Here is a 19,585-nt window from a genome sequence, read left to right as displayed (position 1 = left end):
CTAGAGTCGTTAGGAGGAATATGCTTTTTTTAGTAATTTTGTCGCTATCAATTTGTAATCAGTAATTCATAATTAATCCATATTATGGCAAAAGAACTCGAATTAAAATACGGCTGTAACCCTAATCAAAAACCAGCACGTATCTTCATGAAAGAAGGCGAACTACCTATTGAGGTATTGAATGGACGACCTGGATATATCAACTTATTGGATGCTTTCAATAGTTGGCAGTTAGTAAAAGAACTCAAAGAAGCAACTGGATTACCGGCTGCAGCTTCGTTCAAACATGTCAGCCCGGCTGGTGCTGCTGTAGCTGTAGAAATGAATGAAACACTTAAAAAAATCTATTTTGTAGATGATGTCAAACTATCTCCGCTAGCTACAGCATATGCACGTGCACGTGGTGCTGATCGTATGTCATCCTATGGAGATTTTATCGCATTGTCTGATATATGCGATGAAGAAACTGCACGTATTATCAACCGTGAAGTATCTGATGGTGTAATTGCTCCGGATTATACACCTGAAGCACTGGAAATCCTAAAAAATAAAAGAAAAGGAACTTATAATGTTATCAAGATAGATCCAGCTTACCGTCCTGCTCCTATCGAACATAAAGATGTATTTGGCATTACTTTTGAACAAGGTAGAAATGAATTGAAAATCGATGAAAGTCTTTTGAAAGAAATGCCCACACAAAACAAAGAAATTCCGGCTGATGCAAAACGTGATCTGATTATTGCCTTAATTACACTGAAATATACTCAATCAAATTCAGTATGTTATGCCAAAGACGGACAAGCAATCGGTATTGGTGCCGGACAACAGTCACGTATCCATTGTACCCGTCTAGCCGGAAATAAAGCGGATATCTGGTATTTGCGCCAACATCCAAAAGTAATGAACTTACCTTGGATTGAAAAAATTCGCCGTGCTGATCGCGATAATACTATTGACGTATATATTTCCGAGGATTATGATGACGTATTAGCGGATGGAGTTTGGCAGCAATTCTTCACAGAAAAACCTGAAGTACTGACTCGTGAAGAAAAACGTACTTGGCTAGATACTATGACCGGCGTAGCATTAGGTTCTGATGCGTTCTTCCCCTTCGGAGATAATATCGAACGTGCTCACAAAAGTGGAGTCAGCTACATTGCTCAACCGGGCGGTTCAGTACGTGACGACCATGTAATTGGAACTTGTGATAAATATAATATGGCAATGGCATTTACAGGTATCCGTCTATTCCATCATTAAAATACAAAGATTTTACTTATAAAAGCTTTAAGATTCATACATATAAATCTTAAAATCAAACTATTAAATCTTAGTTTTAAGGGATGTGTAAAAAGTTACTCATACTTTTTCAAGGCGTGGATCTCACAAATTTCATGAGTAGGATAATAAATATTCATGTAATCTTGTGCAATCCACGCCTAATTTATGCGATTATGTAAACATCGATATACCGACAAGTTCATTTCTAATTTTCATACTTACCTCTCAAAAAGAAAGGATTACCTCGTGAAAGATAATCCCTTTACTTAAAAAATCATTATATATATTGTACTTAATATAATTCCTCCTCGTTTACGTTTCCAGAAATTGTAGAATCGAACCAAGATAAATCTGTCTTATTAGTCACCCACTCATTATACTTTTTATAAGCCTTTACCACAGATGATCTCTCTTTCGGATATCTCCATGCTGGTTCATTTGCAGAAACACGAGGAAAATCCAATGCCCAACAAAACATATCTTCCATTCGATAGAAAATTCCTTTTGATTCATCGGAACAGTCTTTCTCTGTTCCAAGTAATGTTCTATCCATTTTAGACGTTGGAGCAAAATCTGGTAAATGGATTTCTCGGGAACGCCCATTAACAAATATAAATGGATTGAATTTCATCAAAGAAAGATTAGTAACCGAAACTTTCAAAGGGATATTTACAACCACCTCTTCTATTGAAACAAAATCAGATCCTTTCTCTGTATTTATAAAGCCATTCGCATCTGGAAAAAGTTCACTTACATCTTCCCATACAACAAAAGTAGCTTTTGAATTCCCACTTTCCATGGTAGCACCTTCCACCTTTACAACATCAATATCATTCTCTGCTAAAGGCAACTCTATTCCAAAACCTATTTTTGTATAAGCAGCGGCTCCCTTAGCTATCGGCTTTAAACGCAGTTTGATATCCGTAATTTTATTATCAGTATTTTTAACTACACTATAAGTATAGTTCACCACAAAATCATTCAGGTCATAATCTCCGGGATTAGGCCATTGATCTTCAAAAGCCAATGTACCATGAATAGATTCATTAACAGTTACTTCTTCATCAACCGGAATATCTTCTCCAGGCTCAATAGCTTCCACAGGACTAGCTGTCACTTTCACCATCACATCATTGAAATCATAATCAGACTTACTATCACCGAAAGGACGAATATCAAACCCTGTCACACAACAGTTATAAGAACCCAATTGCCGAGTTACAGCCTGAGTTTTTCCCCAAGCATTCAACATCGGAGTAGAATAATACATTCCAGACACATCACCATTCACAATCGGGTAAGTCTTATTTTTAAAAGAATATGCATTCTTTTCTGTTATAAACGTACCATCTTTCTTAAAGCCTGTTCGTGCTACAGCAAATCCAATACGTGTTCCCTTTGGAAAAACCGTACTATATTCAGTTCCATTCCAATAAAGCAACTGAATCTTCAATCCAGATGGACATTGGATCTGATTTGTGTTAGGAAGTAACAGGGTCATATGTAGATTATCAATATCATCATGCCCATTTATTTCTCCTTCTTTATAATTATAATACATTAATGAATTATAAACTGTTTGATTGGAAACATAAAAACCTCCATCACCTACGTAAGTCACCCAAACCTCAGCTCCATTTTCATCAATAACCCTCAAATCAGAATTTTTAGAAAGATCTGCTTTCTGAACATTTTCCTGTTCCGGATACCAGCTATCAATCTGATTAATCAAAGCAGTAGACAGTAATTCTTTTGATATCAAAGAGCAACCGCCTTGAACCGGAATACCATCTTTATCTACCTCCGCATTTTTATAAGGCACATATAATTCATACAATCCACTAACCTTAGTAAAAGTTTGAGGAATCTCAATAGAAGTCGTGGCACGGACATTAGTAGTAAATTGAGGAAAAGCAACACCTCGAAAATTTAATGAAATAAAATCTTGAACATTCACCTCCTGCACCTGACCGTAACCAGCTGTAAGAGGAGCTACATAAATTGTTGAAATATTATTTGCCATTACCACTTCCGCATCCAATTTACCCGAAGTATCCGTATTTCCAACATATACCGGATCTATAGAAATAATCCCTTCACCAATGTAAGGCTGGCTCATAAAAATCCCAAACTTTACATCCTTTTGTGGTTCTCCATCCCCATTGAGTGCAGTAATTGAGATGTTTTTTACTGTTTTCAGATTAAAGTCCGAGGACAAACCGAGTTGTTCATCTTTTGATGTTTCCCCATCTTGCTTATACAAGTTCTTCTCATCCACACATGAGACTAGTATCAAGCCAATAATTCCCCCAAAAAGGTACCTTAAGTTTCTCATATTTACTAAACTATGTTTGTTTCGATACCTACAAAGGTAACCTAAAACCTTAAAATATCCAAAAATATATCTGACAATATCCCCATTAATAATGAGAAAGGCCTGTTATTCCATTATTAATAGGGATTTTCTATCTCAACAAGCCCCTCTATCTTTGCAACATCACATAAAAAAAGAAATAAAGATGAATAAAATCGGAGTATTTTACGGTTCCACAACCGGAACTACTGAAGACGTAGCCCGTCAAATTGCAGAAAAACTGAATGTCCCCTCCGGACATATTTACGATGTCTCCAAAATTACGGAAGATTTGATTAGAGAATATGATGTACTAGTATTAGGTACCTCTACTTGGGGAGCCGGCGAACTACAGGATGATTGGTATGATGGAGTAAAGATATTAAAGAAATGCGATCTGTCTCACAAGTATGTTGCCTTGTTTGGCTGTGGTGATTCAGACTCTTATTACGATACCTTCTGCGATGGTATAGGTATTCTTTATGAAGAACTGAAAGATACCAATTGTAAATTCTGCGGTACAATCAATACTACCGGATATACATTTGATTCTTCTATTGCTGTTGTTAATGGAAAATTCATCGGACTTCCAATTGATGAAGTGAACGAAGACAACAAAACAGCTGAGCGAATCAGTAAATGGGTAGAACAAGTAAAACAAGAAATCAGTTAATAGTCTATCATAAAAAATCTATTTACATTATGCCCACTGAAAGAATAATTCCCGGTGAAATCCGGATTTTTCTCAACCATATCTATGAGTTTAAGAAAGGTGTACGTAACATGGTACTTTATACTATGAATAAAGAACATGAAGAATTTGCTATCCGTCGGCTCAAAAGTCAGAAAATAAGCTATATGATACAAGAAGTTGGTACAAATAAAATCAACCTATTTTTTGGAAAGCCTGAATGTATGGAAGCTATGCGTCATATTATCATCCGCCCTTTAAACCGACTAACAGCTGAGGAAGATTTTATTCTGGGAACCATGCTAGGATATGATCTGTGTCAGCAATGTAAACGTTATTGTAGTAAAAAAGAAAGTATCAAGATTGCTGTTTGAATGATAATATATATTTGTAGCTTAGTTAGCTTTGTTTGTGTATAGTTTGTCCTGAGTCGAATCGTTTCTTTTTAATTAATTTCCTCCAAACTATTTCTGATGGAAATTTGTTACATAAGAAACGATTCGTCCTTTTATTAACTAATCAAACAAAATTATGACACAAGAAGAAGAACAGATCAAAGCTTATACGCTAGCTGGTATTTTCACTCTTTCGTTACGTCTCATTGTAGGTTGGACTTATTTCTCTGCGTTTTGGCGTAGATTAATTCTTGAAAATAAACTTATCCCAGATACAGTTGGTTACATTGGAGAGAAATTTAATCATTTTCTCCCAAACTCCATAGGCATCAAACCAATTATCGAATATTTAGTCAGTACTCCAGACTTACTCTGGTGGGCAATGGTTATCTTTACATTAGTAGAAGGTATTGTAGGCCTATTTTACATACTTGGATTTTTCACCCGTCTGATGAGTATCGGAGTATTTAGCCTCGCGTTTGGAATTCTTTTAGGTTCCGGTTGGCTAGGTACGACTTGTCTCGACGAATGGCAAATCGGAATTTTAGGAGTAGCAGCCGGATTTACTATTTTTCTTTCCGGTGGTGGAAAATACTCCTTAGATTATTTACTAAAAGGTAAAATCAATCCCTCACAACATAAATGGCTCTTTTGGCTCACTTCAGGTGAATTACCTATCACTATGAAACAATTTAATAAAACAGCAGTCAGTGGTGCACTCTTACTTTTCATTCTCACTCTATATACAAATCAAACATTCCACAATGGAGTTTGGGGACCATTGCACAATAAATCTGTAAAACCCAAAATAGAAATATCCAATGCCAGTATCCACAATAATATACTATCATTTGAGATTTATCGTGTAGAAGGCGTTGATGTATATGGCTCATTTCTTATTGGAATTACTTTAAAAGAATCAAACGGAACGACTGTTTTCCAAGAAGATGGAGAAAAACTTGCACACTTTCCCATCTCTGATATTCAAAATGAATATATAGCCAAAGTAGTTCCGGGAAAACATAGTCTTATTGTTCCTTTAGGAAGCAAAGCCATTATTACAATCAGAAATAATAAACTCTCCCAACTACTCCCAGGTGAATACGAGATCATTTTAACTGATATCAGTGGAATAACCTGGAAGCAAACACTCACTCTCAACTAAATCAAATTAATAGTCCTATAAAAAGGTGTATTTCAATATAGAATAAGAACTATAGATATACACCTTTTTGTATTTTCTGCTTTTTATTTTTCTCTACCTTTTTACTCCTCAGCCTTAAACTACCTAAATATACTGAATTTAAGAAATAAGTTTGCCTATTTCTAGGTATTGCACCCCCTTTTAACCTCATATAACTTTGCAGTCGAAAAAATTAAATAAAAAATGAGAAAACTAACTGCAATCTTCATTCTTTGTTTCCTGTCTTCATTTCATACACTTTCAGCACAGGAAACGCAAGAAAAATCTAAAAGCACCAAATCTTCTTCGGAAGAGTATACAAAATTCCGTTTCGGCGGCTATGGTGAAATTATCGCAAAATTCAAAGATTATGGTATCAACCGATTCTATGGTGGTAGTGACGGAAATGCCAATGATCAAAGAAATACAATTTCTATTCCACGCTTTGTATTAGCATTCGATTACAAATTTAATTCTAAATGGATACTTGGTGCTGAAATTGAGTTTGAATCCGGTGGAACAGGAACTGCTCTTGAACTAGAAAACTCTGAGAACGGAGAATATGAAACAGAAATTGAAAAGGGTGGTGAAGTTGCCTTGGAACAATTTCACATTACCCGCATAATAAATCCTGCTTTCAACATACGTGCCGGACATATGATTGTTCCAGTGGGACTAACAAATGCACATCATGAACCAACGTTCTTTTTCGGGACCTCACGTCCGGAAGGAGAAACAACCATTCTACCATCTACGTGGCATGAAACAGGTTTAGCCTTTTTCGGTTCTTTTGGAAAAGGACATGCCAGTTTCGATTACCAAGCTATGGTAGTTACCGGATTAAATGCTAATGGATTTGACCGAAACACGTGGGTAGCCAGTGGTAAACAAGGTTTCTTTGAAGAAGATAACTTTACTTCACCAGCTTATGTTGCCCGCTTGGATTATAAAGGAGTACCCGGCTTACGTGTAGGAGCGTCATTCTATTATTGTGTAAATGCAGGCTCTAATTCTGATAAAGCTGCTACGTACTCAAAAATTGGTAGTATTCCGGTAAGGATTTATACAGCAGATGCGCAATACATTAATAAATATGTAACTGCACGTGGAAATATTGTATATGGGAATTTAGGAAATTCTGCTGCACTTAGCGGGAAAAATACCCAGTTATCTAACTTATCCCCATATAGCCGTATCACACCGATAGCAAAAAATGCTGTAAGTTATGCCGGGGAAGTTGGAGTCAATATCAGGTCAATATTCAATAATAGCAAAATTCCGGTTATTTATCCTTTTGCCCGTTATGAATATTACAACCCACAAGAAAAAGGTGAAAAAAGACAAACAATGGATAAACGTAATCAGGTCAGTATGTGGACAGCCGGCTTAAACTGGTATGCTTTACCCAACCTAGTCATTAAAGCCGATTATACAACACGTAAAATAGGGACAAGTAAAATATTTGGTAAAGGACGCTATAATAGCGAAAATGAATTTGCCATCGGTATTGCATACATTGGCTGGTTTATAAAAAAATAAGTATATATTAATAATTTAATTTTATATAAATATGAAAAAGAACATCTTTTACACTGCAATACTTATTGCAGGATTGACTTTTACAACTACAGCTTGTAGTAATGATGATGATGATATTACCCAATCTCCCATAGATCTGGAATGTACGCAAAATAATGTGGCTTCCTGGGGCAACTACATGAAAGTGGTAGCTACTCTTCTAAAAAATGATGCAGCTAACCTATATTCAGATTGGAATAATAGTTATGAGGGTGGAGATAGTTATGCTGAGATATTCAAAAAACATAACAGTACAACTTTTTCAAGTGCATTGAACTGTGTCCAGCAAATTATTGACGGTTGTTACGATATTGCCAATGAAGTCGGTACGCAGAAAATCGGTGACCCATACGAAAAATATGAAGCAGGAAATATCAGCGGAGCATTATATGCTGTTGAGTCTTGGTACAGTTGGCATTCGCGTGAAGACTATTCAAATAATATACTTTCTATCCGTAATGCATATTATGGAACTAGAGATGGTAGTATTAACGATAATTCAATATCAAAGATTCTTGCCAACAACGGTTACTCAGAATTGAATAATCAAATGATAGCAGCCATCAATAAAGCTTATGATACTATTTTGGATATTCCGCAACCTTTTCGTAATAACATTAATAGTTCTGAAGCTGAAGCCGCTATGGAAGCTTGCGCAGAACTTGCCAACTTATTAACAAATACATTAAAACCCACCATCACTAATAACTCAACTCTTAGTAGTAATAGTACTTTAGACCCCGTAGTTAAACAATATGTAGATGTTGTCGTATTGCCAACATATCTGGATTTAAAGAATGAAACCGCAGTACTTTACAACACAGTAAGTGCCTTCCAAGCTAATCCTAGTAACGCAGCATTCACTACTGCTGCTGCTGCCTGGGTAAAAGCACGTGGTCCTTGGGAAACAAGTGAAGCATTTTTGTTTGGCCCTGTTGCTTCAAAAGGTCTTGATCCAAATATGGATAGCTGGCCTTTAGACCAAGATGCAATTGTTAATATTTTGAATTCAGGAAACTATGCAGACTTGGAATGGAGTGGTGACTACGATGAAGATAATGAAGATATAGCAGCAGCTCAAAATGTACGTGGCTTCCACACATTAGAATATTTGCTTTTTAAAGATGGTAAAGCACGTACTATCAAATAAGTGTATCTTATAAATAACTCCGAGAAGTAAAGGCGAGATTGAAAAATCTCCCTTTACTTCTTTGGCATGTTCAAGTATATTATCTCAATCTATGACAATGAAAATGAATTCTTTATTTAAATATTCATTTCCTATCTTTTTCCTGTTAGCATGCAGTGCTTGCAACGAAGAAGGAATTGATGTTTTAGAAATAGAAGTTCCTGAAGGCTATGCATTATCAGCCGGTACGGCAACTAATTTTCTAAACTCATCCTTTGCTTATGACACTCCTGCAGACTGGATCTCAGGCAGCTATGATAGCCGTTTCAATTCTGGTGATAAGCTTTATGATGATGTCCGTACAAGTAGTAATGGCACAGGAGGGGGATTAGGTCCGGTATATGCCGGTTATTCTTGCGGAAGTTGCCATCGAAATGCCGGTCGCACCAAACCAACACTGTGGAGTGAAGGTGGTTCAGGAAACTATGGATTCTCCTCAATGTTAGTTTATATTTCACGTAAAAATGGTGCATTTTTCCAAGATTATGGACGAGTGCTTCACGATCAGGCTATTTATGGGGTTGATCCGGAAGGAAAGCTTTCTGTTACCTATACTGAAGAGACTTTCACCTTCCCGGACAGTGAAGAATATAAACTTTGTAAGCCCAATTACACAATTACTCAATGGTATGCAGATGAAATAAAACCAGAAGACCTTTTTTGCACAGTACGTATTCCTCTGCGTCACGTAGGCATGGGACAAATGATGGCATTGGATCCTATCGAAATAGAGGCTTTAGCCGCGAAAAGTAATTATCCGGAGTACGGTATCAGCGGACGCTGTAATTACATCACAGAACGGGGCGTTAGATGTTTGGGGCTTTCCGGTAATAAAGCTCAACATGCTGATTTAACCGTTGAACTTGGTTTTTCTAGTGATATGGGAGTCACTAACAGTCGCTATCCGGAGGAAATTTGTGAAGGACAAACTCAAGTAAATCAAGGTAGTATGATGGGGCTTTCTTACGATCAGCTGGATATCAGCACAAAAGAAATGGAAGATGTGGACCTTTATATGCAATCTTTAAGCGTGCCGGCACGCCGCAATGTAAATGATCCTCAGGTAATTAAAGGCGAGCAAAAGTTTTACGAAGCTAAATGCCATCTTTGTCATGTGACTACACTTCACACCAAAACACGTGGAACAGCTTTATTGAACGGTACTCAACTACCATGGTTAGGCGGGCAAACTATCCACCCTTATTCAGACTTCCTGCTACATGATATGGGATCTGAAATCATGGGAGTCGGGTTGAACGATAATTATGTAAGTGGTCTGGCACGAGGAAATGAATGGCGAACCACTCCTCTGTGGGGGATCGGATTACAAGAGAAAGTCAATGGGCATACCTACTTTTTGCATGACGGACGTGCTAGAAACTTAGTAGAAGCTATTATGTGGCACGGAGGAGAAGGAGAAGCGTCCAAAAATATTTTCAAAAATATGAGTAAAGAAGACCGCGACGCACTTATTGCATTTATAAATTCACTTTAAATTTAAAACAGAATAATATTATTATGAATAAAATAATAACTGCCATTATATTGTCGATCATGCCTTTTACTGCAATAATGGCTCAACACGAAGAAGATACGGAAAACGGTGTAGTTTCATTAGCAGGAAGAGAAGGCTTTACCATCGAGACTAAAAAAGGAGATTTTGTATTCAAGCCCTATTTACTGGTACAGACAAGTGCCAACTTCAACTTTTACGATGATGAAGGACTGGATAAAGCTTACAATCAAGATAATGTAGCCAATTCAGGTTTTTCCATACCCTATGCAGTCTTAGGATTTACCGGTAAGGCATTTGGTAAAGTATCTTTCAATCTTTCCATGAATGCTGCTGCCAGTGGAGCGGCATTACTCCAACAAGCATGGTTTGACGTACAGTTAAAAGAGCAATTTGCCATTCGTGTCGGAAAATTTAAAACTCCATTTTCACATGCTTATTTGACTACATTAGGAGAAACATTGTTACCTTCACTCCCTGTATCTCTGACAGCATCTACCATTCTCCCCTATTCTCTGAATGCCGTAACACCCAATATTGGTACAGGTTTCGACTTAGGTGTAGAAGTTCATGGATTAGTTGCTGATAAATTCGGCTATGAAGTTGGTATATTTAATGGTACAGGAGCTTCAGTAAATACAGCTACTAAAACATTTAGTGACGATTGGCATATTCCATCCCTATTATACGCCGGTCGCTTTACTTATATGCCCAAAGGAGTATTGCCGGCCACTCAGGGAAATCCCAATCGTTTGCACGAGGACAAAATTATGTTTGGTATTTCTACATCTCTCAATGTAGAAAGTGAAAATGAAAGTACTAATGATTTTCGTGCAGGTCTTGAATTTGCTATGTTGAAGAATAAACTTTATCTAGGAGCCGAGATGTACTATATGCATGTAGGCTTTACCAAACGTCAAAAGATATCCGAGTCATACGATTATTTAGGTGGTTATGTTCAAGGTGGTTATTTTGTAGCTCCACGTTTGCAAGCGGCTCTACGCTATGATTTCTTCAACCGTAATGGATTGGATACAAACGGTTTTTTGAATATGCCTGCCATAGGAGTGAATTATTTCTTCAAGAATTGCAACTTGAAGATGCAAGCAATGTATCAATATATTGCCCGTACAGGTCATGATACACAACTCGACCGGGATAATGACGACTTAGGTTTAGCTATGCATTCAGGAGTTATTATGCTTCAATATACTTTCTAAAAGATAGAAAAGATGTTATATATAAGAAAATATACAATTCCAATCTTTATTCTTACCTTGATTTCCATAGTCATTAGTTCATGTGATGACGGACGGATTTATGAAAAAACAGTTCACATTCCCCGAGAAGGTCGTACCTTGAAATTGACCGGTAAGATTAATGGGATAGATAAATGGACTAGTGACTATAACATAGTAGTGGCAGGCTTTGATGATGAGAGTGAGTATGCTATTATATCAAAGATAGTCTCCACTGCGGTAGGAGAAGATGGTAATACCCAAGTAACCATGTCAGGTATTAGTGATGATGTAACGAAAGTAGAACTATGTGCTATTGACAGGTTGAGAAGACGTGTGGTAACATTCTGCTCGATAAATAGCAGTACTGCGGAAGCCGATACGATCAGAATGGATGCAGGTACTATTGACATCAGTATGTACCATGCGATTCAAGCTAACATTTTTACCACCAATTGTATTGGTTGTCATGGCGAAAGCACTGCGGCAGCTGCCCAGCTACATCTGACAACAGGAGCAAGCTACAATGCTTTGGTTAATCAGCCTTCAACAATTGATGGGAATATGTTAAGAGTAAAGCCCAACAATGCGCAAGAGAGCTTTTTACATCTTATATTAAATAGCAATGATTATTCACATCACCCTCATGTAGATATACTTCCCGCCAAAACCAAAACCGAATTATTAGAACTTATCGACAATTGGATTGACGGTGGTGCACAACAGTAACCAGTTATAAAAAAATCATATGGACAACAATAAACAACAAACTATTTATTCAGAAAATACTTTAACCGAAATATTTAAATATGAAGTAAAAACCGGAGTTTCGGAATTTCACGTAATGATTCATGTTACTAATCCGAAGATTAGTTATGAGGAGCAATTAAATGCCATCATAGATACTTATTATCGGTTACGTGAAAAAGAATTGTATGGAGCAACAGCCGTTTTCAAACGTTATTTCCTTAGTGATGCTTCTAATCAAGCGGACACTTTATTGGCTCTAACGGCAGAAAGCACAGATTGTGCGCTTTCCATTGTAGAACAACCACCATTGAATGGAACAAAAATCGCGTTATGGATTTATCTCCAAACCAATGTACAGACGCGAGTGCTTCACAATGGTTTGTTTGAAGTTAAGCATAATTCTTATCGCCATTTCTGGGGAGGTAATGCGTTCAATCATGCTGCCAATTCAGAATACCAGACGCGCTTGTTATTGAATGACTATGTGATGCAACTCGTAGAACAAGGCTGCAAATTAGCAGACAATTGCATCCGTACCTGGTTTTTCGTACAAAATGTAGATGTTAATTATGCCGGAGTAGTTAAAGCACGCAATGAAGTTTTTGTCACTCAAAATCTGACAGAAAAGACACATTACATCTCCAGTACAGGAATCGGTGGACGTCATGCAGATCCTAAAGTTCTGGTCCAAATGGATACATATGCTGTTGATGGTTTGAAACCGGAACAGATTCATTTTCTCTATGCGCCGTCTCATCTAAATCCAACTTATGAGTATGGTGTCAGTTTCGAACGCGGAACGTACGTAGATTATGGAGATCGACGTCAAGTGTTTATCTCCGGAACCGCAAGTATTAACAACAAAGGTGAAGTGGTATATCCCGGGGATATCCGCAAACAGACCCAACGAATGTGGGAAAATGTAGAAACTTTATTAAAGGAGGCGGAATGTACATTCGATCATGTAGGACAGATGATCGTATATTTACGTGACATCGCAGATTATACAATTGTCAAAGAGATGTACGACCAACGCTTTCCTAATGCTCCTAAAGTATTTGTTCATGCACCTGTATGTCGTCCCGGATGGCTAATCGAAATGGAATGTATAGGAGTGAAAGCTTGTGAGAACAAAAAGTATGTTCCATTTTAGTATCATTAAAAAGTTACATCGTTGAAAGGGTTCATTGTTGTTTTGTATACCTGTCTCATAGTTCTACTTGCCGTTACCACTTTTGTGGAACAGCTAGAAGGGACAGATTTTGTAGAAAAGAATGTATATCATACGATCTGGTTTTGTTGTTTATGGGGAGCAATAGCCGCCATAGCGTTCGTTGTGCTCATCCGACGTTCTCTATGGCACCGGCTTCCTTTATTGTTGTTTCATGGCTCCCTCTTGGTTATCTTGGTGGGGGCCATGATTACATTTGTCGGAGGCAAAAAAGGATATATACATTTACGACCGGGAGTAACAGAATGTAGCTTTCAAGAAAAGGAAAGCAAAAATCATATCAATTTACCGTTTACAATACGCTTGGACAGTTTTCAGATAGAATATTATCCGGGTACGGAAGCACCTGCTGATTATGTCACCCATTTTACCTATTCTCTTCCGGGAGAACAGGTTTCAATGCAAGAATCGATCTCTATGAACCATATATTCACTTTACAAGGTTATCGTTTTTACCAGGCCTCGTTTGATGATGATAAGCAAGGGAGTTGGTTATCTGTAAATTATGATCGATGGGGAACAGGGGTAACATATATTGGGTATATTTTACTTGGTCTCTCCATGATCTGTTTATTGTTCTCACGCAAAGGTGAATTTATCCGGCTTTTAAATCATCCTTTATTGAAAAAAGGAGGATTATTCGTAACATTTCTTTTCTGTATAATAGGAACTATGCAAGGACAAAAAAGAGTACTCCCCGCTCTCACAAGAGCCCAAGCAGACAGTCTAGCTTATAAACAGGTAATATACAATGAACGGATAGCTCCATTTAATACATTGGCTCGTGATTTTGTACAAAAACTTACAGGAAAACCAACTTACAAAGGTTTGACTTCCGAACAGGTATTAGGAGGATGGTTGCTCCACCCGGAAATATGGAAAGACGAACCGATGATTTACATAAAAAGCACTGAACTCCGTCATTTACTCGGAATAAAAGCTCCTTATGCACGTCTAAGTGAATTATTCAACGGTTCTGTCTATCGTTTACAAGACTATTTTCAACAAGAGGAGAAACAAAGTAAATTAGCAAAAGCGATTCAGGAAACAGACGAAAAGGTAGGCTTGATTCTTATGCTAACCAACGGCACAATGATTCGTCTGCTACCGGATGATGGTAGTGTAAAACCTCTTTCCAACACGAAAATAGAAGCAGAAATACTTTATAACCGTATCCCTTTCAGCAAAATACTTTTTATGGCAAATTTATCATTAGGATTACTCTCCTTTCTGGGATTACTCTATTATTATTTGAAACCAACGTATTTTGTAACCGGTAAAAGAAGGTTATTACGCATCACAAATCTGTTTTTTTCCATTGCACTTTATACTACATTTTTATTTCATTTATCAGGTTATTGCCTGCGTTGGTATATTGGCGGACGTATTCCACTTAGCAATGGTTACGAAACAATGCAATTTATGGCACTTTGCATTCTTCTTTTATCTTGTCTGCTTCACCGCAAATTCCCATATACCCTTCCATTCGGCTTCTTACTTTCCGGTTTTGCATTACTAGTCTCTTATTTGGGACAAATGAATCCACAAATCACTCCTTTAATGCCGGTACTCGTTTCTCCATGGTTAAGCATTCATGTCTCACTGATCATGATGTCCTATGCCTTATTTGCATTTATCATGCTCAACGGGATACTTGTATTATGTATTCTGAAGAAAGATACTACCATTTCCGAACCCGCAAATAACAGCGAACGTGTAGAACAATTGACTTTACTCAGTCGTCTGCTACTCTATCCGGCAACCTTCTTTTTAGGTGCAGGAATCTTTCTAGGTGCTGTTTGGGCAAATGTATCCTGGGGACGTTATTGGGCATGGGACCCTAAGGAAGTATGGGCTTTAATTACATTTCTTGTATATGGCGTAGCTTTTCATTCGCACAGCTTACGCATATTCCGTAAACCTTTATTCTTTCATATCTATATGATTCTGGCTTTCCTGACAGTATTAATGACTTATTTTGGAGTAAATTATATTCTTGGTGGAATGCACAGCTATGCTAATAGTTGATATCATAACAACAATATAAGGTAATTAAATGCAGGAAGAGAGATCTTCTTTTCCTGCACAATCTGAACAAATTCCTTTTACCATATAATTAATACTCTCCATTATAAACCCTTCCGGTAAATCAATAACCGGAATTTGTATTCTCTTAAAACAGAATGTACGATGGCATTTTTCACAATAGAAATGTGTATGCATATCATCTACACTACATTCACACTCACTGCTACAAACCTCATACTTCAAAGATCCGCTACCATCTTCAATACCATGTATCAGGTGACGGCTCAGAAACAAAGTTAAGGTACGAAAAATCGTTGATTTATCGACTGTATCTAATTTATCTTCCAAATCCGCCAATGAAACTGCATAAGGCACGTCCATCATCGCACGTAAAATCAAAATACGCATCGAGGTTGGTTTTATATTTTTCTTCTCCAGTCGCTCTATATAAACTTGATTCGATTCCATTTCTTTCATCATTTATTTTAGTAATTTTCCGATACGCATTGCATTGCAGATGGCTAAAAGTGCCACTCCGGAATCTGCAAATACAGCTTCCCACAATGTAGCAAGTCCACCTGTACCCAGAATAAGAATAATAATCTTAACTACAAATGCAAAGGTAATATTTTGCCAGACAATACGGCGAGTATATTTTCCAATTTTTATTGCTGTCGCCAGCTGAGAGGGATGATCATTTTGTATCACAACATCTGCTGTTTCAATAGCGACATCACTTCCTAGAGCTCCCATTGCCACTCCTACATCACTTAAAGCCAATACCGGAGCATCATTGATGCCATCACCGACAAAAGCAACCTGACGCCCTTCCTGTTTCAATGTCTCCAAATGTTCCACTTTCCCACCGGGTAATAAATCACCATAAGCTTTATCAATTCCCAATTTCCGGGCAATACTCTGCACAAGAGCATCCTTATCTCCCGATAATATTTCGATTTGTCGGATTCCCAATTTCTTTAGATCCAGAATAGCTTGATGTGCATCTTCTTTCAGTTCATCTACTAATACAACATAACCTATATATTGTTGGTCACGAGCACACAAAATCAAACTTTCCGGTATAGAACGTAGCTCAATAGGGTACGTTATATGAAATTTATCCAGCAAGCGATAATTACCAACCACTACCTGCTGCCCGTCTATCTTTGTTTCCAAACCATAACCAGCCATTTCTCTTGAAAATTCGACTGGTAGGATCGGAATATTTTCTTGTCTGGCATACTCTATCACAGCCTTTGCCATCGGATGATTACTTTGACTTTCTGCTGAAGCTATATACTGCAAAACCTCTTCTTCAGGCACGATTCCAATCACTTTATCCAATTTAAACTTCCCGGTAGTCAATGTTCCAGTTTTATCAAATACTACCGTATCAATTTTTGTTATGGCATCCAAATAATTTCCTCCTTTAAACAGGATACCTCTGCGAGAGGCTGCTCCAATACCTCCGAAATATCCTAACGGAATACTAACCACCAATGCACAAGGACATGCTATTACCAAGAATACTAATGCTTTATATAGCCAATCGGCAAATACATAACTAAATGTAGGTTGTAATAAACTATAACAAAAAGGTAAAGCCATTATTAATAAAGCTATTCCCATGACTACAGGCGTATAAATACGCGCTATCTTCCTCATAAAAACTTCAGTCGGAGCTTTACGCTCTGCTGCTTCCTCTACCATCTTCAATACACGTGATAAAGCACTCTGATCTGCCGTCCTGTTTACTGTCAGATGAATCATACGATCCGAAGGAATCATACCTGCCAATACCTCTTCTGATTGTTTTAATAAGCGGGGAACACTCTCTCCCGTTAAAGCAGCGGTATTCATAAGAACCGACTCATTCTGCAATGTACCGTCCAAAGGTACTCGTTCGCCTACCTTTATCTCAATCGTTTCTCCAATCTGCACTTCAGCAGGAGTTACAATTTGTAACTCACCTTCCCTTAATACAGAAGCTGTCTGAGGACGCATATCCAATAAAGCACGAATATTATCACGTGCCTTATCAACTGCACTATCCTGCAATTTCTCACCAACCGCATAAAACAACATTACAGCAACTCCTTCCGGATATTCACCTATAATAAAGGCACCAATAGCAGCAAGACTCATTAACATAAACTCATTGGCAAAATCCTTCTCTTTCAATGACTCTAATGCTTCTCTAAGAACAGGAAGTCCTACAGGTAAGATTGCGATGAGATACCAGATTAATCTAACGTATTCTGCTGCAAACCAACTTTGTTCAAAATGAGAAGCTAAAATCCCGCCTATCAACATCAAGAACGAGAAGCATTCATAACGATATTCTTTCATATTCATATTTTCTTTGATGACAAAAGTAGTGAGAATTAAATGCAAACTAGTTGCAAAATTACCATTCTCATTATTTATTGTGACTTATTCTTCTCATGATACCTATTCAAGAAAATTTATATTTATAAATATAAATATGGATAATATAAAAGTATCAGACTTACGCAAATGAACTAAAGCAACATTATTCAGCATTTATAGCTCTTGCTATTCCATACAAATCCATATAATTGTATATATGAGATAATAACCGTCCATCAAGAAATATAGCTGGTGCATAGTTTATTTTATTTTGTTGGTTGAATTCATATAAAATATCTATTTCCTTCTTATAGTCATATTGGGTGTATAAAGTAGGATAAGCTTTTTGCAACGCATCAAATGTCTTTTCCGGCAGAGCATACCAAGTATCCAACACATTAAAGAACTCATTTTTACTCAAGTTTCTATAATAACAGATAAAATTACGAGTGATGATATTTGTCTCATCATTAGAACTATTAGGATTAAGAGCAAAAATTAACCGATAATGAAGATTGGGATAAATCTCCATTAAACGTCCCAACTCTTTTACTGCCTTTCCACAATGCGAACATCCTACGCTAATGTAGAGAATAATTTCATGAGAAGATTGAGGATCTCCCCACGTAAGCCCTATATTTTTAGTTTCATAGTTAGTCTCAGAAAGCTGACTACGTATAATTGGGACATTATATTTTATACGAGCCATTTGCCTTTCTTCCAAATATGGATCGATTACTTTTCTTGTTTTACTGATATAGAATACAACTGCTGTACATGTCAAAAGTAATAAAGCTGCCAATAACGATTCAATAATTGGAAACACATTACACTGAGGAAGAATAAAATAAAGAATTAACTCCTTTAACCATAAAATAAATACTATTGTACAGCAAAACAAGCACCACTTACGAATCAAAAATACCTGGGTATACAGCGACCACAAAGTGAAAGGTAATGGCAACAATAAAAGCCATCATAAAGGCGATATCCAATGACTACTGATTGGAGCAATAGCTACCCAAAGAGTTACTGCAGAAAAATAGGCTATTCCCAGTTCTGCCCACGACAACCATCCGAAAAACTTAGAATAATTTGATCGAGTTACTTGGAAGCAATCTACATGTTTCCCAACTTTACAGAATCTCTGAGCTAAACGATTGATTTGGAATTTTTCTTGCTTTATCAGTGTATAAGCGATATAACATCCTGTCATATTTACAAAAAGTAGTATTAATTTGCACAGAATAGATATAGCAGTATCATTCATCCATGAAAAATATACCAACGCAAATAGTAAAATCATATAGCTGCTCATAAAGGTATATTCAAATATCTTTTTTCTCAACCCTTTATCGTACTTTTCTTTGTAACTAGGCTCTCCTGCATCTACTATATCTTCGATAGCCAGTGCTATTCCTGACCACTCCTGCTCAAATGTTTCAATGTCATCGCTTATTTTTTTACCGAATGAGTCCTCTAAATAAACCTTTGAATCAGTCACTTGCTTTACCCACACAAATTCATTTTTCTTTAAATGCGCAACAACCGGTATATCTAAAGCTCTCAACTTTTCCAATGTGAGTTTCATTATGACATGCTTAACCTTCCAACTATCCAATGCATCTGATATACATTGCATAGATGGATACTCAGGATGAGTGAGTATAGTCTGCTCAATCGTATGTGTCGTTATTTTAATACCGTACGATTTGAGTAGCCTAGAAAGTAACTCGACTAAATAATTGGACATATTTCCTATTTTTTAAATAAAATCAAACTTTT

Annotated in this window: 16 protein-coding genes; 11 read left to right on the top strand and 5 right to left on the bottom strand. The window is 37.0% G+C overall.

The annotated features are described in order from the left end of the window. Positions 1–84: 84 nt before the first annotated feature. On the top strand, positions 85–1,260 hold the full coding sequence (locus CZ225_RS09255) for a phosphoribosylaminoimidazolecarboxamide formyltransferase (RefSeq protein WP_077153884.1): 1,176 nt from the start codon (positions 85–87) through the stop codon (positions 1,258–1,260). 313 nt (positions 1,261–1,573) lie between these two features. Here the strand turns inward: CZ225_RS09255 and CZ225_RS09250 are convergent, their stop codons facing one another. Next, positions 1,574–3,616 carry an LruC domain-containing protein gene (locus CZ225_RS09250; protein WP_077153883.1) on the bottom strand — a complete coding sequence of 681 codons (2,043 nt, stop codon included), beginning with the start codon at positions 3,614–3,616 and terminating at the stop codon, positions 1,574–1,576. A gap of 184 nt (positions 3,617–3,800) precedes the next feature. Here CZ225_RS09250 and fldA point away from each other — a divergent pair, with 184 nt between their 5' ends. The 10 genes from fldA to ccsA all read left to right on the top strand — a co-directional run bounded on the left by fldA (position 3,801) and on the right by ccsA (position 15,430). After that, positions 3,801–4,307, top strand: a complete 507-nt coding sequence (fldA, locus tag CZ225_RS09245) for a flavodoxin FldA (RefSeq protein ID WP_077153882.1) — start codon at positions 3,801–3,803, stop codon at positions 4,305–4,307. A gap of 29 nt (positions 4,308–4,336) precedes the next feature. Further along, complete coding sequence (locus tag CZ225_RS09240) at positions 4,337–4,699, top strand: DUF2023 family protein (RefSeq protein ID WP_077153881.1); 363 nt, start codon at positions 4,337–4,339, stop codon at positions 4,697–4,699. 157 nt (positions 4,700–4,856) lie between these two features. Further along, positions 4,857–5,885: a TQO small subunit DoxD gene (locus tag CZ225_RS09235; RefSeq protein ID WP_077153880.1), complete on the top strand. Its 1,029-nt coding sequence runs from the start codon at positions 4,857–4,859 to the stop codon at positions 5,883–5,885. Between the two features lie 222 nt (positions 5,886–6,107). Then, positions 6,108–7,442 (top strand): porin family protein, encoded by a 1,335-nt coding sequence (locus CZ225_RS09230; RefSeq protein WP_077153879.1) that lies wholly within the window; start codon positions 6,108–6,110, stop codon positions 7,440–7,442. A 31-nt stretch (positions 7,443–7,473) separates the two neighbouring features. Then, the gene (locus CZ225_RS09225; protein WP_077153878.1) at positions 7,474–8,631 is read left to right on the top strand and encodes an imelysin family protein; all 1,158 of its coding nucleotides are present in this window, start codon (positions 7,474–7,476) and stop codon (positions 8,629–8,631) included. 103 nt (positions 8,632–8,734) lie between these two features. After that, a complete protein-coding gene (locus CZ225_RS09220; RefSeq protein WP_077155772.1) occupies positions 8,735–10,165 on the top strand; it encodes a di-heme oxidoredictase family protein in 1,431 nt (476 codons plus the stop codon). A 23-nt stretch (positions 10,166–10,188) separates the two neighbouring features. Then, positions 10,189–11,403: a porin gene (locus CZ225_RS09215; RefSeq protein ID WP_077153877.1), complete on the top strand. Its 1,215-nt coding sequence runs from the start codon at positions 10,189–10,191 to the stop codon at positions 11,401–11,403. 12 nt (positions 11,404–11,415) lie between these two features. Further along, positions 11,416–12,150 (top strand): hypothetical protein, encoded by a 735-nt coding sequence (locus CZ225_RS09210; protein WP_317045359.1) that lies wholly within the window; start codon positions 11,416–11,418, stop codon positions 12,148–12,150. A 19-nt stretch (positions 12,151–12,169) separates the two neighbouring features. Continuing rightward, a complete protein-coding gene (locus tag CZ225_RS09205) occupies positions 12,170–13,324 on the top strand; it encodes a Rid family hydrolase (RefSeq protein ID WP_077153876.1) in 1,155 nt (384 codons plus the stop codon). 21 nt (positions 13,325–13,345) lie between these two features. After that, the gene (ccsA, locus tag CZ225_RS09200; protein WP_077153875.1) at positions 13,346–15,430 is read left to right on the top strand and encodes a cytochrome c biogenesis protein CcsA; all 2,085 of its coding nucleotides are present in this window, start codon (positions 13,346–13,348) and stop codon (positions 15,428–15,430) included. Positions 15,431–15,454: 24 nt separating this feature from the next. Here the strand turns inward: ccsA and CZ225_RS09195 are convergent, their stop codons facing one another. The 4 genes from CZ225_RS09195 to CZ225_RS09180 all read right to left on the bottom strand — a co-directional run bounded on the left by CZ225_RS09195 (position 15,455) and on the right by CZ225_RS09180 (position 19,553). Then, positions 15,455–15,910, bottom strand: coding sequence for a Fur family transcriptional regulator (locus CZ225_RS09195; protein WP_370685695.1), 456 nt, complete (start codon positions 15,908–15,910; stop codon positions 15,455–15,457). Beyond that, positions 15,911–17,779, bottom strand: coding sequence for a heavy metal translocating P-type ATPase (locus tag CZ225_RS09190; protein WP_083714719.1), 1,869 nt, complete (start codon positions 17,777–17,779; stop codon positions 15,911–15,913). 184 nt (positions 17,780–17,963) lie between these two features. Continuing rightward, positions 17,964–18,602, bottom strand: a complete 639-nt coding sequence (locus CZ225_RS09185) for a DsbA family protein (RefSeq protein ID WP_077153873.1) — start codon at positions 18,600–18,602, stop codon at positions 17,964–17,966. 174 nt (positions 18,603–18,776) lie between these two features. After that, positions 18,777–19,553, bottom strand: a complete 777-nt coding sequence (locus tag CZ225_RS09180; RefSeq protein WP_077153872.1) for a cysteine peptidase family C39 domain-containing protein — start codon at positions 19,551–19,553, stop codon at positions 18,777–18,779. Positions 19,554–19,585: the final 32 nt, after the last annotated feature.

The organism is Bacteroides bouchesdurhonensis, from assembly GCF_900155865.1.
Lineage (GTDB): Bacteria > Bacteroidota > Bacteroidia > Bacteroidales > Bacteroidaceae > Bacteroides > Bacteroides bouchesdurhonensis.
The sequence above is the reverse complement of the archived record's forward strand: the minus strand, read 5'-3'. Positions and strand labels throughout refer to the sequence as shown.

Excerpts from the sequence above, each read along its gene's own strand:
- CZ225_RS09255 (WP_077153884.1), top strand. The coding sequence starts at position 85 with ATGGCAAAAGAACTCGAATTAAAATACGGCTGTAACCCTAATCAAAAA.
- CZ225_RS09250 (WP_077153883.1), bottom strand. The coding sequence starts at position 3,616 with ATGAGAAACTTAAGGTACCTTTTTGGGGGAATTATTGGCTTGATACTA.
- fldA (WP_077153882.1), top strand. The coding sequence starts at position 3,801 with ATGAATAAAATCGGAGTATTTTACGGTTCCACAACCGGAACTACTGAA.
- CZ225_RS09240 (WP_077153881.1), top strand. The coding sequence starts at position 4,337 with ATGCCCACTGAAAGAATAATTCCCGGTGAAATCCGGATTTTTCTCAAC.
- CZ225_RS09235 (WP_077153880.1), top strand. The coding sequence starts at position 4,857 with ATGACACAAGAAGAAGAACAGATCAAAGCTTATACGCTAGCTGGTATT.
- CZ225_RS09230 (WP_077153879.1), top strand. The coding sequence starts at position 6,108 with ATGAGAAAACTAACTGCAATCTTCATTCTTTGTTTCCTGTCTTCATTT.
- CZ225_RS09225 (WP_077153878.1), top strand. The coding sequence starts at position 7,474 with ATGAAAAAGAACATCTTTTACACTGCAATACTTATTGCAGGATTGACT.
- CZ225_RS09220 (WP_077155772.1), top strand. The coding sequence starts at position 8,735 with ATGAATTCTTTATTTAAATATTCATTTCCTATCTTTTTCCTGTTAGCA.
- CZ225_RS09215 (WP_077153877.1), top strand. The coding sequence starts at position 10,189 with ATGAATAAAATAATAACTGCCATTATATTGTCGATCATGCCTTTTACT.
- CZ225_RS09210 (WP_317045359.1), top strand. The coding sequence starts at position 11,416 with ATGTTATATATAAGAAAATATACAATTCCAATCTTTATTCTTACCTTG.
- CZ225_RS09205 (WP_077153876.1), top strand. The coding sequence starts at position 12,170 with ATGGACAACAATAAACAACAAACTATTTATTCAGAAAATACTTTAACC.
- CZ225_RS09195 (WP_370685695.1), bottom strand. The coding sequence starts at position 15,910 with ATGATGAAAGAAATGGAATCGAATCAAGTTTATATAGAGCGACTGGAG.
- CZ225_RS09190 (WP_083714719.1), bottom strand. The coding sequence starts at position 17,779 with ATGAAAGAATATCGTTATGAATGCTTCTCGTTCTTGATGTTGATAGGC.
- CZ225_RS09180 (WP_077153872.1), bottom strand. The coding sequence starts at position 19,553 with ATGTCCAATTATTTAGTCGAGTTACTTTCTAGGCTACTCAAATCGTAC.